The sequence below is a fragment of the Archangium sp. genome (assembly GCF_057119385.1).
In genome coordinates this window covers 22,541-37,005 of sequence record NZ_DBNGVP010000018.1, presented here as the reverse complement: position 1 = coordinate 37,005, position 14,465 = coordinate 22,541, and the positions used below count along the sequence as shown (strand labels likewise).

Genomic DNA, 14,465 nt, shown 5'->3' with positions numbered 1-14,465 from the left:
GCCGGTGCCGCGCTCAGGCCGTCCAGCGGTAGAGCGCCGAGGCCATCGCGAGGCCGCCGCCGCTGGCGCACAGCGCCACCAGGCCGCCCTTCTTGATGCGGCCCTGCACCACCGCGTCATCCAGCGTCATGGGGATGCACGCCGAGCCCGTGTAGCCCCACTTGTCCATGGTCCAGTTCGTCTTGGACATGGGCTGCTCCAGCACCTTCATCGTGGCCTCGATGGTGCGCAGGTTCAGCTGGGTGAAGACGAAGTGGTCCACGTCGTTCATCGTCAGCTTCGCCCGCTCCAGCAGCTGCTTGAGCAGCATGGGCCAGCGCTCGGTGTTGAAGGTGGCGGGGAACTTGCGCACGAACTGCACCGAGGGCTTGCCGTTGGTGAGCTCCAGCGTCTGCGCCGTGGCCGGCCGGTACGTGCCGCCCGTGTAGACGCCCAGCGCGTCATGGTACTCGCCGGCCGCCAGCAGCTTCGCGCCCATGAAGCCGGGCTTGTCGCTGGCACCCAGCACCACCGCGCCCGCGCCGTCCGCGAAGAGCGTGCAGGTCTTCTTGTCCTTCCAGTTGATGTACCGGCTCATCCCGTACGCGCCCACCACCAGGATGCGCTGGTAGCTGTCGTCCGCGGCGATCGTCTTGCTCGCCACGTCCAGCGCCGTCACCCAGCCCGCGCACGCGGCGTTGATGTCGAACGTGCCCGCGTTGCTCGCGCCCAGCTTCGCCTGCACCGCCGAGGCCGTGGCCGGGCTCAGGTAGTCCGGCGTGTCCGTGGAGATGATGATGAGGTCCAGCTCCCCCGGCTTCACCCCCGCGCGCTCCATGGCCTGCTTCGCGGCCTCCACGCACAGGTCGCTCGTCACCTGGTTGTCCGCCATCAGGTGGCGCTGCTTGATGCCCACGTTCTGCTGGAGCCACGCGTCCACGGGCTCGCCGATGATGCGCTCCACGTCGGCGTTGGTGAGGACCTTCTCGGGAACGTAGCGGCCAGTGGACAGGATGTTCGCGTATCTCATCGGTTCGTCTTGCTCCGCGGCGCGCGCGCCTTGCGCGGCCCCTTCTTGCTGCCGGTGGCGCCTCCAACAGGACGTGCGTCCATGCCGTGGCGGATGAACTCCATCGCGGTGTCCAACACGTGCTCCAGGCCGCCCTTCTTGTCCCAGAGCACCCAACGCATGCCCAGGAAGTCGCCAATGCCCATCAGGCAGTAGGCCAGCGCCTCCGAGTCCATGCGCCGCACCTCGCCCTGGGTCATGGCCCGCTCCAGGCCCGACACGTAGCCCTCGGCGAAGCGGTCGTAGTAGCGCCGGTAGCACGCCTCATCCACGAACTCCGCCTGCCGGACGATGCGGTACAGGTTGTGGTGGCGGCCCACGAACTGGAAGAAGGTGCGCAGGCCCTCGCGCTCCACTTCAATCCGGTCCTCGCACTCCGCCACCGCCTCGGCGATGAGCCGGCGCAGCCGCGCCCCCAGCTCGTCCACCACCTCGACGAAGATGGACTGCTTGTCCGGGAAATAGACGTAGAAAGTTCCCAGCGCCACTTCCGCCTCCCGGGTAATATCCGCGATGGAGGCGTGCTCGTAGCCCTTCTCCCCGAAGACGGTCTCCGCCGCCAGCAGCAGCCGCTGGCGCGTGCGCTGGCCGCGTGGGGTCGCTGGAACGATGCGCTCGGCTGGCGAAGTTGAAGACCGATTCATCTTTCAACCTTGCGTAACACCCCCCGCGCGGTATTGTCAAAAACCGTCATCACATCCCTGACGCATGAACATGCAACGCATTGCGTCAGCCACGAGAGGGAACGCATGCAGCTCAAGGACTTGAAGGTCATCGTCACCGGCGGCGCCCAGGGCATGGGCGCTCACTTCGCCACGCGGCTCCACGAGGCCGGCGCCCAGGTGGCCGTGGGCGATGTGAACGACGAGAAGCTCGCCGCGCTGCCCGCGGGCATCCACCGCCGCCGCCTGGACGTCTCCAAGGAGGAGGACTGCATCGCCTTCGTGCAGTGGGCCCACGAGTCCATGGGCGGCCTCAATGGCCTCATCAACAACGCCGGCATCCTCCGCGACTCACTGCTGGTGAAGAAGGACCGGACCACCGGAGAGGTGAAGAAGCTGTCCACCGCGGACTGGAACGCCGTCATCGGCGTCAACCTCACCGGCGCCACCTTCATGGTGCGCGAGGTGGTGGCGAAGATGGTGCAGACGGACCAGAAGCCCGGCGTCATCGTCAACATGAGCTCCATTGCCCGGCACGGCAACCGCGGGCAGAGCAACTACGTGTCCGCCAAGGCCGCCCTGGCCGCCAACACCTTCACCTGGGCGCGCGAGTTCGCTCCCTTCGGCATCCGCGTGGGCGCCGTGGCCCCCGGCATGGTGGAGACGCCCATGACGCAGGGCATGAACCAGAAGGCCCGTGACGCCCTGGTGGCCAACATCCCCGTGGGCCGCATCGGCCTGCCCGAGGACCTGTGGCTGGCGGTGAAGTTCGTCCTCGAGTGCGACTACTTCAACGGCCGCACCATCGACGTGGACGGCGGCCTCACCATGTAGGCCAGCATGTAGGCCAGCATGTAGGCCGGTGAACGTGGGCCTCGCGGCTGCGCTCACCATCCAACGGGCCGGCGCGGAACGGGTCAGACCCATCCGCCCGGCCCGTGCGTTTCAGAAGGAAAGGAGGCGGTGAGGGCTCGGGAAGACCCTCACCCCCACCCTCTCCCAGAGGGAGAGGGAGCGCCCGGGGGGGCCCCTTGAAAACCGAGGCCGGGAAAAAAGGGTGCAAGGTGGGACTTCTTCGCCCAGATGCAACCGCAACAAGCGTTCAGGGGGTTGCCGCTTGCAAGTCAAGTGAGTAAATCATTTCCAGTCGGGAATAGACGGGACGCTCGGAAGGTCGAGCACGGCAGGCGGGACACGCCCACCCAGGGCAGCGAGCCCCGCGAGTCGAGGGAGCCGAGCGAACCGCACGCAGTCCGGGAGTCCCGACGCCGAGGGGAACCTCGAGCCCCGCTCAGGTGTCACAACTGAGGGGATGGCTCAGGTGTACATCTCGAGGCCAGCGGCACGGCCGGCATCGAATTCGCGCGAGCGCTGGAGCTGCTCCAACACGCGGGGCGTGCAGTAGAGCGTCACCATCTCCGTGGAGCCCGGCTCGCTGATCCACCGCACGGCGCCCATGAGGTGGTGCGCCTGCAGGTAGTTCAGCACGGCGTCGCGGAAGCACTTGCTCTGCTCACACGCGCTCTTGTGCGCGTGCGAACGGTCGCGGGCGATGGACGGCTGCCAGGTCGCTCCGGGCTGCTCCCGGGGCATGACCATGGCCTCGATCCACCCCTGCGCGCTCTCCACGCGAGAGCCGGGCAGCGGAGTGACCGCGGAGATCTTCGGGAAGCGGCCGGAGGCCCGGCGCGGCGATGTGGCTGTCTTCCTGCTCATCCTGCTTCCTCCCGCAGGCCCGGCGCTCACCTGCCGCCGGCCCTGGTAGCCGCCATCACTTGTAGACCGCCAGACCCCTGCCCGCGCGCCCGGAAGGCGTCTTGGGCAGCTTCAGCACATTGTCCAGAATCAAATCCCTGACTTCAAGTGCCGTCAAGTCCGGGGAACGGCAGCGATATAGCGCGGCGAGTCCCGCGACGTAAGGGGCGGCCATGCTCGTTCCGCTCATTCGTTCATAGAACGCCTGGTTGTTACACCTTCGTTCTGTGCTCGAGTAGACGTTCACGCCATAACCCATCACGTCGGGAACAGATCGCTGATTCACCACGCCGCTGGCCGAAAAGCTGGCCACCCGCCGCGAGAAGTCGACCGCCCCCACGGCCAGGGCCTCCGGGAAGGCCGCCGGGTAACCAGCCGTCCCAGCGCCTCCATTGCCGGCCGCCACGATGGGCAGGACGTTGGAGTCCACCAACCGGCGCAGCAGCGTCTGCAGCGCGCGGATGTTGAGCCGGTACTCCATGTCACTGACACCTTGAGGCGGCTGCACGGGGAACCCCAGGGACATGTTCACCACCGCGGGACGGGTGGCGTTCTCGGGACGTGAGAACTGGTGTAGCAGCCATTCCATGCCGGCGGCTACACGGCCCAGGCTCGTGCGTATGCTTTCGGACTCGATGACCGAGGCGACGTAGAGGTCCACCTCGGGCGCCACGCCGTGGTACTGGCCGGAGGCGATGCCGGCCACGTGCGTGCCGTGCCCATCCGGGTCGAAGCCGCGCACGTCCCGCGCCGGGTTGTGCGGCGAGTTGGGGAAGAGCGAGACGTAGCGGAACTGGATGATGCGGTTCTGGTGCTCGGGGTGGTCCGCGTCCACGCCGGTGTCGAGGATGCCCAGCATCACACCCGCGCCCTTGATTCCCTGGGCATGGGCGGAGTTGATGCCGCACTCCTCGGGCCACTCGCGGTTGACGAGCGAGGACAGGCCCTGGTTGCGCGGGCCGAGCTGCCCCGCGGACACCGGGCCCGGGAAGGTGAGCTGCACCGTGTCCGGGATGAACTCGAAGTCGCGCCCCAGCTCCTCCTTGGCCACGCGCTCGGCCTGCTCCGAGGTGAAGTGCGCCATGGTGGCGCCGATGAGCGGCATGTGGCGGTAGGTGCCCACCTCCGAGGCCGTGGCCGGCTCCATCACCGGGCCATCGTTGTTCACCGACACCTGCACTTCGTTCTTGCGGCCGCGGCCCCTGGCCGGCTTCGCCGTCTTCTTCTTCGGCGCGGTGGGAGGCGTGCTCACCTCGGGCAGCCGCCCGGGCAGCGTGGCGGAGCGCAACCCGAGGCTGCGCAGCATGTCCGGCGCCCGCCCGCTGATCATGAACTGAAGGGCGGTGGTGCGCTGCAGCACGCGCTCTCCCTGCTCCGTGCCCCGCACGCCGGGATGGGCGCGGGTCTCGATCGACTCCTTCGGAACCAGGAGGTAGGACTTCATGATGGGTTCGCTCCTTTACTCGATACCGACTGCTCGGACTGCCCGGCGGCCACGCCCTGACTCCGGCCGCGCCCCCGCGGCGCCGGGGTGCGACACCGTCCTGCGTCACACCGTCGGCTCACAGTGTGACTAGAGCGGCCCCCCCTGACATGAAGCGCGAGCATCCCCGCTCTGGACGCCATCGGCCCCCCGTGTGTTCCAGTGGTTGACTGACACAACGTACGAAACCGGAAACCATTCACTTCGGGGAAGCCTAATACGAGCCGCGACAGGCCGGAAAATAGCGGCCGCACGGAATGTCCGCTGGGGAGATTGCGTTCGCCCGCCTGCCCCTGGGGTGAACCGGGGGGAAGCACCCCCCCCCCCACATTTGTTCGCCACCTGGTGGCAGGGCGGACTATGGCTGTGCCCCGCCCGCCCGCCGGAGAGACTCTTGATTCCCTACATCAAACCGCCTTCCATCCCGCTCGGTCCCTTCACCCTCGAGCCCTTCGGCATCTTCGTGGCACTCGGCGTCCTCTTCGCCGCCCGCATGCTGGCCCGCCACGCCGAGCGCGAGGGCCTCGACTCCAACCCCCTGGCCGACTACGCCCCCTGGGGCGTCGGTGTGGGTGTCGTCGTCGGGCACCTCTTCCACCTCTTCGCCTACCACCCCGAGGAGCTCTCCAAGAGCCCCTTCCAGATTCTGAAGGTGTGGGACGGGCTGTCCTCCTTCGGCGGGCTCATTGGCGGCATCCTCGCCGCCGTCGTCTTCTTCAAGGTCCGCAAGCTGCGCTTCCGCGACTACGCCGACGCCTTCGCCCTCTCCGTCGCCCCCGGCTGGGCCATCGCCCGCCTCGGCTGCTTCGCCGTCCATGACCACCCCGGCGTCCGCACCGACTTCTTCCTCGCCGTCAACTTCCCCCAGCCCCTCGGGCCCCGCCACGACCTGGGCATGTATGACGCCGTCTTCCTCTTCGCCATCTCCGGACTGTTGCTGCTGCTGCGCAACGCCGGGGCCCTGCGCGGCAGGTTGCTGCCGCTGCTCGCGATTCTGTACGCGTGCGGCCGGTTCTTCTTCGACTCCCTCCGCGCCACCGACCTCTCCTATGTCGATGCCCGGTACCTCGGCCTGACGCCCGCTCAGTTCGGGTGCTTCGCCCTCATCGCTTTTGGCGTTTATGGCCTGGCGAAGTGGCGGGCTCCTGAACGCAAGGAGTCTTCGGCTGTCGGCACGGACGCCGGGGTTCAGGCCCAGGCACGGTAGGTTCCACGGGTCTCGGGGTGATGGAGGGGGCTCCATGTGCAATGCCAGGGCGTTGATCTACGACGCGGTCATGGTTCCCGCCGGGTGGTTCGGCCTCGACCGCGCCCGGCAACGGCTCGTCGACGGCCTCTCCGGCTCCGTCCTCGAGGTCGGCACCGGCACGGGACTCCAACTGCCCACCTATCCGCCCGGCGTCTCCTCCGTCGTCGCCATCGACATCGACCCCGAGCTCCTCACCCGCGCTCGCCTCCGCCGCCCCGGCGTCTCCCTCCTGCAGGCCGATGTGCAGCAGCTCCCCTTCCCCGATGGCTCCTTCGATGCCGTCGTCGCCTGCCTCGTCTTCTGCACCGTCGCGGACCCCGCTCGCGGTCTCTCGGAGATCCGCCGCGTCCTCCGCCCCGGCGGACAGCTCCGCCTCCTCGAGCACGTCCGCTCCCCACACCCCACCGTCGCCCGTCTCCAGGACCGCCTCACCCCCGCCTGGAGCCACCTCGCCATGGGCTGTCAGCTCAACCGCGACACCGTCTCCCTCGTCCAGTCCTCCGGCTTCCGCATCACCCACCGCGCCCAGCGGCTTCGTCAGCTCGTCGAGGAGCTCGTCGCCGTTCCCGCTTGAGATTCGGTGTGCAGCGGTTCCTGCACTTACTTCGCGCGGAGTAGTGGCCCGACGCGTGGGCCCCTGGCCTGACACGGGATGCACGGGTCCTCGGATTTCTGGCATCCCGCTCCCGCTCCGTGAAACCTTCGCATCAGCGGTGTCAGAGCAGGAACGCCGTGCGCCCGGTTCTTGCTATCGCCCAGGGGCCATGAAGACGCGCTCCCTCTCCGTGCTCCTGTCTGCCTTTGTCCTGCTCGTCCCCTTCACCCCTCGCGCCAGTGAGGGGGACACGGTGCTCCAGCCCGAGCACCCGGAGCCCGTGAAGCTCGCGCTCGCCACCGGCGCGGGCCATGCGTACGCCCTGCTCGGCGTCCACCTGGAAGCCCGCTCCTCCCACTGGGCCGTCTTCGCCGGCACCGGCCTGCCCCTGCTCCGCGGGCCCTCGGGAGTCCTCGGCATCAAGGCCTTCTCACGCCCCGGAGCGGGCCTCGTCGGCTCCCTCCACTTGAGCTACTTCGGCTCCTACGGCAGCGGGCTCGTCTCGCTGGCCTCGCTCTCGGCCACCGTCGGCTGGCGCTTCCGCTGGCGCGAGACGTTCCTCGAGCTCGGCATCGGCCAGTCCTTCAGCTACGCGCAGCACGCGGACCACCAGGACGGTCCCCATGCCGGTGTCGTGGACCACGAGCTCGGATTCGGGGCCCTCGGGCCCATCCCCTCCCCCAACTTCCTCCCGGATGTGGCGCTCGCCCTCGGCTACGAGTTCTGAACCCCGGCGCCTCCACCCGCGGTCCCAGCCCCCAGCACGCCGCGTCATCTCCTCGGAGCGCCTACCTGTCAGTGAACCGGGCGGATATGCTCCCGCGCCATGACTTTCAAGACCAGCTACAAGGTCGGCCTCGCGGTGCTCCTGTGCTACCTCGTGGCCTGGCTGGACCGGATGGCCATCAACATGACCATCCCGTTCATCCGCACGGAGCTCGACGTCGGGCCGGAGCGCATCGGGTGGATCCTCAGCGCCTTCTTCCTCGGCTACGCCCTCTTCCAGATTCCCGGCGGCATGCTCGCCGACCGCATCGGGCCCCGGAAGGTCATCCTCTTCGCGCTCGCCTGGTGGTCCGTCTTCACCGCCCTCACCGGCGTCGTCGGGGGCCTCGCCAGCATGCTCGCCGTGCGCTTCCTCTTCGGCATCGGTGAGGGCATCTTCCCCGCCGCCGTCTGGAAGGTCATCGGCAACTGGTACACCAAGAAGAACCGCGGCACCGCCAACGCCATCATCCTCTCGTCCGTGGCGTTCGGCCCCGCCATCTCCTCCCTGCTGCTGGCCTGGTTCCTCCCCAAGCTCGGCTGGCGCGGCAGCTTCTTCGCCCTCGGAGGCGCCGGCGTGCTCTGCCTGCTGGCCGCCTGGCTCTACATCACCAATTCCATCCAGGACAACCCGAAGGTCTCCCGCGAGGAGCTCGAGGAGTTCGAGCGCGACAGCCGCTCCCAGGCCGCCAACGCCGAGCAGACGCTCGAGAAGGCCAGCTTCGGCCAGCTGCTCAGCTCCCCCGCCATCTGGGTCCTCTTCTTCGTCGCCCTCATCTACAACCTCACCATGTACGGCTGGCTCAACTGGCTGCCCACGTACCTGCTCGAGGTGAAGAAGCTCTCGCTCACCAAGACCGGCCTGCTCGGCGCCCTGCCGTTCCTCTTCGGCGGCATCGGCTGCACGCTCGCCGGCTACGTGTCCGATCGCTGGTTCCGCGGCCGCCGCAAGTACCTCGTGTTCGGCTGCCAGGCGCTCGGCGGCATCTGCCTCTACCTCTTCACGCAGATCAACGATCCCGTCCCGTACATGATCGCCCAGTGCATCGCCGGCTTCCTGCTCTTCATGGCCGCCGGCGCCATCTGGACCCTCCCCATGATTCTCGTCCCCCCCAAGCTCATGGGCTCGGGCTCCGGCTTCATCAACACCGGCGGGCAGATCGGCGGCTTCCTCACCAACATCCTCATCGGCAAGGTCATCGAGTGGAACGGCAATGACTACGCCACCGGCTTCCACTTCATGCTCGGTGCGCTCGTCGTCGCCGCCCTGCTCGTGCTCGCCGGCATCCGCGAACAGTCCGCCGCCGCTCCGCCCAAGCCGTCCACCGAGCCCGCGCTGTCCTGAGCACGGGGGGTGCTCGGCGCCACGGCCCCTGCTCGCGGTGGAGCACGGGGCCTTGGGGTCCACGAGGCGCTCTCACAGGCTCGACCCGGGGTCCGGATACCCTCACCCCGACCCTCTCCCGGAGGGAGAGGGAGGGGCCTCCGTGCCACTCAGCTGCTGTTGCTCCTCCGCGCCACTCAGTTGCTATTGCTACCAGTAGTTCACGGACTTCAAATCGAAGATGTCCGTGATGCCGTGCGCCCGGAGGATCTGCGTCGCCATCGCGCTGCGCCCTCCCGCCTGGCAGTACACCACCACCTTCGTCCCCGGCGGGCCCACCTCCCCCACCCGCTGCGGCAACTCCTGCACCGGGATGTTCCTCGCCGGCTCCGGATGCCCCATCCGGAACTCCTCCGGCGTCCTCACGTCCAGCAACACCCACCCCTCCCCCACCAGCTCCCGGGCCTTCTCCGACAGTTCTTTCGGCGTCATGCCCCCGGACTGTAGCCGGAAACTGGAGCCCTCCCACCACGGCGCTACAGTCCCGTCGCACCATGTTGGACAAACACGCCCTGCTCGATCAGCTCGCCGAAAGGCTCCGCCAGAGCGACCGCCTCGCCCACCGCGCCGAGCTCGAGGCCCGTGAGGCCGCCCGCACCCTCGCCACCGAGTCCGAGAAGAAGGAAGACGGCCGCGCCGTCATCGAGTACGGCAGCCTCGCCACCGGCCAGGCCCAACGCGCCCGCCGCGTCCAGGAGGAGATCAAGGCCCTCTCCGACTTCCAGCAGGAGGGCCTCCCCCGCTTCTCCCGCAAGAGCCCCGTCGGCCTCGGCGCCCTCATCGACGTGTCCACCGAGGACGAGGAGGGCTTCTCCGAGCGCACCTTCTTCCTCCTCCCCGTCGGCGCCGGCACCGAGCTCACCGGCCCCGGCGGCGATGGTTTCCTCTCCGTCATCACCCCCGCCTCCCCCGTCGGCCGCGCCCTCCTCGGACGTCGGGCGGGTGACACCATCGAGGTCACCCTCGCCGGGGAGGTACGCGAGTGGACGGTCCTCGAGGTCGCCTGACCTCCCCGGCTTGCTCCGCGACCCCGACTCCTCTCACGCTTCCAGGGTGAGCAGTCGCCGGGGGGCCCTGCCCGAGAGGAGGTCGCGCGCCATGTCCCAATCCCGTGGAGCCGCGAAGAGCATCCGGCCGGAGCCTGCCGAGGCGCCTTCTCCCACCTCCGGGGACGACTGGTCCTTCGCCGCCGACCACCCCGATGGCTACATGGCCGTGTCCGCCGTGCGCGACGACTCCGGCACCCTGGTGGACTTCCGCTGGCTGTACGCCAACCCCGCCGCCGAGACCCTGATGGGCATGAGCCTCGCCTTCGTGCTCGGCCGCGGCATCGTCGAGCTGCTCCCCGACGCGCGCAGCCGCGGCATCCACTCCCGCTTCGCCCTCGTGGTGGAGACCGGCCAGCCCTACGTGGACGAGGTCTACTTCCCCCTGGAGAACCGCGAGCGCTGGTTCCGCCTCGTCGCCCTCAAGCGCGGCGATGGGCTCTCCGTCTGGTTCAACGACATCACCCGCCGCAAGCGCGAGGAGCGCGAGTCCACCTTCCTCGCCGAGGCCAGCCACCTGCTCACCGCCTCGCTCGACGTGGAGAGCGCCATGAACGAGCTGGCCCGCCGCTGCGTCCCCTCCTTCGCCGACGCCTGCGTCCTCCAGGTCATGGACAGCCGCGGCCAGCCCCTCCTGCGGGAGACCGTCGCCACCGAGCCCGTCCAGGAGGCCCTGCTCCTCGAGGTCCTGCGGCGCTCGTCCGAGGACTCCGGCGGCGAGGACTCCAGCGGCGAGGCCTCCAGCGTCGTCCCCGGCCAGCCCGGCCTCGTGGGCCTGCTGCTCCCCCAGGACGTCCCCCAGCTCCTCACCGAGCTGACCCCCGCCCTCCTCCAGTCCCTCACCCGAGACCCCGAGCACCTGCGCCTCATGCAGGCGCTCGGGCCCCGCTCCCTGGTGGCCGTGCCCCTGCGCGCGCGCGGCCGCATCCTCGGCGCGCTCGTCCTCTTCACCTTCTCCCCCCGCTCCTTCGGCCGGGAGGACCTGCGCTTCGCCGAGGACCTCGCCGACCGCGTGGCCCTCTCCGTGGACAACGTCCTGCTCTTCCGCGAGGCCCGCCAGGCCGTGGCCCAGCGCGATGAGTTCTTCACCGTCGCCGCCCACGAGCTGCGCACCCCCACCACCTCCCTCAAGCTCAACGTCCAGTCCCTGCTGCGCGGCGCCCGCCGCGCCGAGGCCGGCCAGACTCCCCCCTCCCTCCTGGCCAAGCTGGAGAACATCGACCGCAACGCCGGCCGCCTCAACGCGCTCGTCAACGAGCTGCTGGACGTCACCCGCATCCACGCCGGCCGCCTGCGCCTGGACCTGGAGCCGGTGGACCTGGCCGCGCTCGTCCAGGACGTGGCCGCCCGCTTCGAGCTGCCCGCCTCCCAGGCCCACAGCCCCATCCTCCTGGAGCTCTCCGGCCCCGCCACCGGCTCCTGGGACCGGCTCCGCCTGGAGCAGGTCGTCACCAACCTCCTCTCCAACGCCCTCAAGTACGGCGCCGGCAAGCCCGTGCGCCTGCGCGTCTCCTCCGACGCCTCGTGCGCCCGCCTCGAGGTGCGCGACGAGGGCATCGGCATCGCCCCCGAGAGCCTCCCCCGCCTCTTCGGCCGCTTCGAGCGCGCCGTGTCCGACCGGCATTACGGCGGCCTCGGCCTGGGCCTCTACATCACCCGGCAGATCGTCGAGGCCCTGGGCGGCACCGTGAGCGTCACCAGCACCCCGGGGGCCGGCGCCACCTTCACCGTCCTGCTCCCGCTCGAGGCCACCCACTGAGCGCCTGAGCACCCTTCCCCACACCCACGGGCAGGCCCCGGGTGTCGGGCGATGGACGAATCACGCGGGGGCGGTGGATTTGGAACGGGCAAGCTGATTGGAAGGGGGGAGCATGAGAGCCGAGCCCGCTCGCCCGCCACCGTTACCCCTCACCTGGCCCGCAGCGGTATTCGGTCTCATCTTCGGCGTGGCGATGACGTACGTGCCGTACGAATTCCACGCGGCCTCCTTCCGGCCCCTGTACCCGTACGTGCGCCCCATGGGCGTGGCCTACCTGGCCAGCAGCGTGGTGCTCATGGCCACCCTGCTCTACGCCCAGGTCCCCCGCTGGTTGGACGTGCTGGGACGCGTGGGCTTCGGCGCCGTCACCGGGCTGTACTGGTGGGTGCTCAACGTGCGCACCGGCGGCCTCACCGGCGCCATCCTCTACCCGCTGCTGCTGGCGGGCCTGGCCCTGGAGGCGTCCCCCGCGTGGCGGCGGCGCGAGGTGTTCCGCGGCGTGGTGGCGCTCGTCGCGCTCGCCTTCGGCCTGCTCATGCTGCTGGCCGGCCAGCACTTACCTCCCGTCTTCTACGCCTCCGTGGCGCCGCTGCTCGTGCCCATGGGGCTCGTCTTCCTGGGCTGCGGCGTGGGGCTGCTCTCCCCCGCCCACCCCCGCTGGCCACGGCTGCCGCGCCTGCTGCTGGGCCTGCTCGCGCTGGACTTCTCCGTCCTCGCCTGGGCCCAGAGCCGCCTCGGCGCGGGGCCCGGCGCCAGCATCTACCTCATCCTCACCCTGGCGTGCGTCGCCTCGGCGCTCGGCCTGAGCCCCCGCGCTCCCCGCACCATCGGCTTCAAGCTGCTGCGCGGCCTGGCCTTCGCCGGCGTGGTGCCCCTGCTCGCCCTGGGCGGCTTCGCGGCCTGGATGGCCCAGAACGCCATCGAGCGCCAGGTGCGCGACGACACCATCCGCGCCGCCGCCGGGGAGGCCGACTTCCTCGTGCGCTACCTCGACGACGCGCGCGAGTCCCTGCAACTGCTGCTCGAGTCCCCCGGCTTCCGCAAGGCCTACGCCCACCGCGACAACGCCCAGGTGGCCCTCTACCTGCGCAACCTCCCCGCCCAGGCCCGCGCCTTCGACGCCGCCATCGTCGTGGACAAGGACGGCGAGGGCTTCGCCGCCTCCTACGGCACGAAGAACCTCGGCAGCTTCGCCCACCGCGACTACTACGCCGGGGTGATGAGCACCGGCGCCCCCTACATCTCGCGCCCCTACATCAGCATCCTGGACCTGCCCCACGTCGCCATCGCCCTGCCCTTCAAGCAGGAGGGCAAGCTGGACGGCATGCTGGTGGGCCTGCTCTCCCTGGAGCGCCTGTCCGCCGCGGTGACGCCCGCCGCCCAGCGCTTCCGCGTCCAGGTGTTGGACCGGCGCGGCCTGCTGCTGCTGCGCGACACCCAGCCCGGCGCCCCCCTGCTGAGCGAGACCCACCTGCCCGCCGTCCTGCGCCAGCAGCTGTCCACCAGCGAGGAGGGCGTGGTGGAGACGTTCGGCCCGGAGGATCAACGGATTCTGCTGGCCGCGGACGCGCCCGTGCCCGGCACCGAGTGGAGCGTCGTCGTGGCCCAGGACCTGGGCGTGGCCTACCGCGCCATCACCCGCACCAGCGTGGCCTTCATCGCCATCCTCGCGCTGGGCGTGCTGCTCATGCTGGCCCTGTCCCGGTTCGTCGCCCGCGACATCATCCGCCGCCTGGAGACGCTGGTGGAGGCCACCTCCGCCATCGGCCGGGGCGAGCTGTCCCGCCGCGTCCCCGTGGAGGAGAACGACGAGCTGGGCGGGCTGTGCCACGGCTTCAACGAGATGGCCGCCCGCACCGAGGCCGCCCAGGGCGAGCTGCGCGAGGCCGTGCGGCTGCGCGAGGAGTTCCTCTCCGTGGCCAGCCACGAGCTGCGCACGCCCCTCACCCCCCTCAAGGGCTTCGCCGCCCTCACCCTCAGCCGCATGGAGAAGGGCGGCGACTTCCCCGAGCGCGAGCGCACCCTCAAGGCCCTGCGCTCCATGGCCCGCCAGACGGACCGCCTCACCCGCCTGGTGGATGATCTGCTGGACACCTCCCGCATCCAGGCCGGCCGCTTCGAGCTGGAGCGCGCCCCGTTGGATCTCCTCCCGCTGGTGCGCGAGGTGATCGAACGCTTCGAGATGCGGGGCAACGAGGGGCTGCGCTTCGTGCTGGAGGCCCCCGCCCAGGCGGTGGAGGGCCTGTGGGACGGGCCCCGGCTGGAGCAGGTCATCACCAACCTGCTGGCCAACGCCGTGCGCTACTCGCCCCAGGGCGGCACCGTGCACGTCAGCTTCCACCTGTCCCCCGACGCGGTGGAGCTCCAGGTGCGAGACCAGGGCATCGGCATCCCCGCCGAGAGCATCGCCCTGCTCTTCCAGCCCTTCGCCCGCGCCTCCAACGCCACCGCGCGCCACTTCGGCGGCCTGGGCCTGGGCCTCTTCATCTGCCGGGAAATCATCCAGCGCCACGGTGGCTCCATCTGGGCGGAGAGCCCTGGCGCCCAGCTCGGCAGCTGCTTCCACGTCCGCCTGCCCCGCGAGGCACCAATCGCCCGCGTGGCCGCCGCAGCCAGCTGATCCACGAACAAGCAGGAAGACACGGTTTTCTTGGAGGATGGTGCAGAAGGGTGTAGGGCAGGCTATCGTAATTCTCCAGCGAGGCGGTTCCCCCGGGCC

General features: G+C 69.8%; 13 protein-coding genes. 8 read left to right on the top strand and 5 right to left on the bottom strand.

Translation table 11 applies throughout. The features are described 5' to 3' along the window. Positions 1 to 13: 13 nt before the first annotated feature. Positions 14 to 1,009, bottom strand: coding sequence for a 3-oxoacyl-ACP synthase III family protein (locus AC16DP_RS04765; RefSeq protein WP_329725881.1), 996 nt, complete (start codon positions 1,007 to 1,009; stop codon positions 14 to 16). Continuing rightward, positions 1,006 to 1,692, bottom strand: a complete 687-nt coding sequence (locus tag AC16DP_RS04760; RefSeq protein WP_329725880.1) for a TetR/AcrR family transcriptional regulator — start codon at positions 1,690 to 1,692, stop codon at positions 1,006 to 1,008. The genes AC16DP_RS04765 and AC16DP_RS04760 overlap by 4 nt, the downstream gene beginning before the upstream one ends. Positions 1,693 to 1,797: 105 nt before the next feature. Between AC16DP_RS04760 and AC16DP_RS04755 the strand changes: the two genes are divergently transcribed. Beyond that, positions 1,798 to 2,544, top strand: a complete 747-nt coding sequence (locus AC16DP_RS04755; RefSeq protein ID WP_329725879.1) for an SDR family oxidoreductase — start codon at positions 1,798 to 1,800, stop codon at positions 2,542 to 2,544. A gap of 483 nt (positions 2,545 to 3,027) precedes the next feature. On the opposite strand, the gene AC16DP_RS04750 is transcribed toward AC16DP_RS04755, so the two are convergent. Both AC16DP_RS04750 and popC read right to left on the bottom strand, forming a co-directional pair. Further along, a complete protein-coding gene (locus AC16DP_RS04750) occupies positions 3,028 to 3,426 on the bottom strand; it encodes a hypothetical protein (RefSeq protein WP_329725878.1) in 399 nt (132 codons plus the stop codon). A gap of 55 nt (positions 3,427 to 3,481) precedes the next feature. Then, positions 3,482 to 4,909: a subtilisin-like protease PopC gene (gene popC / locus AC16DP_RS04745; RefSeq protein ID WP_329725877.1), complete on the bottom strand. Its 1,428-nt coding sequence runs from the start codon at positions 4,907 to 4,909 to the stop codon at positions 3,482 to 3,484. 433 nt (positions 4,910 to 5,342) lie between these two features. Between popC and AC16DP_RS04740 the strand changes: the two genes are divergently transcribed. From AC16DP_RS04740 to AC16DP_RS04725, 4 genes are all read left to right on the top strand, one after another. Further along, positions 5,343 to 6,155, top strand: coding sequence for a prolipoprotein diacylglyceryl transferase (locus tag AC16DP_RS04740; RefSeq protein WP_329725876.1), 813 nt, complete (start codon positions 5,343 to 5,345; stop codon positions 6,153 to 6,155). Between the two features lie 34 nt (positions 6,156 to 6,189). Then, on the top strand, positions 6,190 to 6,771 hold the full coding sequence (locus AC16DP_RS04735) for a class I SAM-dependent methyltransferase (protein WP_329725875.1): 582 nt from the start codon (positions 6,190 to 6,192) through the stop codon (positions 6,769 to 6,771). Positions 6,772 to 6,961: 190 nt separating this feature from the next. Further along, positions 6,962 to 7,519 carry a hypothetical protein gene (locus tag AC16DP_RS04730; protein WP_329725874.1) on the top strand — a complete coding sequence of 186 codons (558 nt, stop codon included), beginning with the start codon at positions 6,962 to 6,964 and terminating at the stop codon, positions 7,517 to 7,519. A gap of 99 nt (positions 7,520 to 7,618) precedes the next feature. Beyond that, a complete protein-coding gene (locus tag AC16DP_RS04725; protein ID WP_329725873.1) occupies positions 7,619 to 8,902 on the top strand; it encodes an MFS transporter in 1,284 nt (427 codons plus the stop codon). 189 nt (positions 8,903 to 9,091) lie between these two features. On the opposite strand, the gene AC16DP_RS04720 is transcribed toward AC16DP_RS04725, so the two are convergent. Beyond that, positions 9,092 to 9,373 (bottom strand): rhodanese-like domain-containing protein, encoded by a 282-nt coding sequence (locus AC16DP_RS04720; protein ID WP_329725872.1) that lies wholly within the window; start codon positions 9,371 to 9,373, stop codon positions 9,092 to 9,094. A 62-nt stretch (positions 9,374 to 9,435) separates the two neighbouring features. Between AC16DP_RS04720 and AC16DP_RS04715 the strand changes: the two genes are divergently transcribed. From AC16DP_RS04715 to AC16DP_RS04705, 3 genes are all read left to right on the top strand, one after another. Continuing rightward, complete coding sequence (locus tag AC16DP_RS04715; RefSeq protein WP_329725871.1) at positions 9,436 to 9,948, top strand: GreA/GreB family elongation factor; 513 nt, start codon at positions 9,436 to 9,438, stop codon at positions 9,946 to 9,948. A 91-nt stretch (positions 9,949 to 10,039) separates the two neighbouring features. Continuing rightward, positions 10,040 to 11,746, top strand: a complete 1,707-nt coding sequence (locus AC16DP_RS04710; protein WP_329725870.1) for a sensor histidine kinase — start codon at positions 10,040 to 10,042, stop codon at positions 11,744 to 11,746. Between the two features lie 112 nt (positions 11,747 to 11,858). After that, positions 11,859 to 14,366: a sensor histidine kinase gene (locus tag AC16DP_RS04705; protein ID WP_329725869.1), complete on the top strand. Its 2,508-nt coding sequence runs from the start codon at positions 11,859 to 11,861 to the stop codon at positions 14,364 to 14,366. The last annotated feature ends 99 nt before the right edge of the window (positions 14,367 to 14,465 follow it).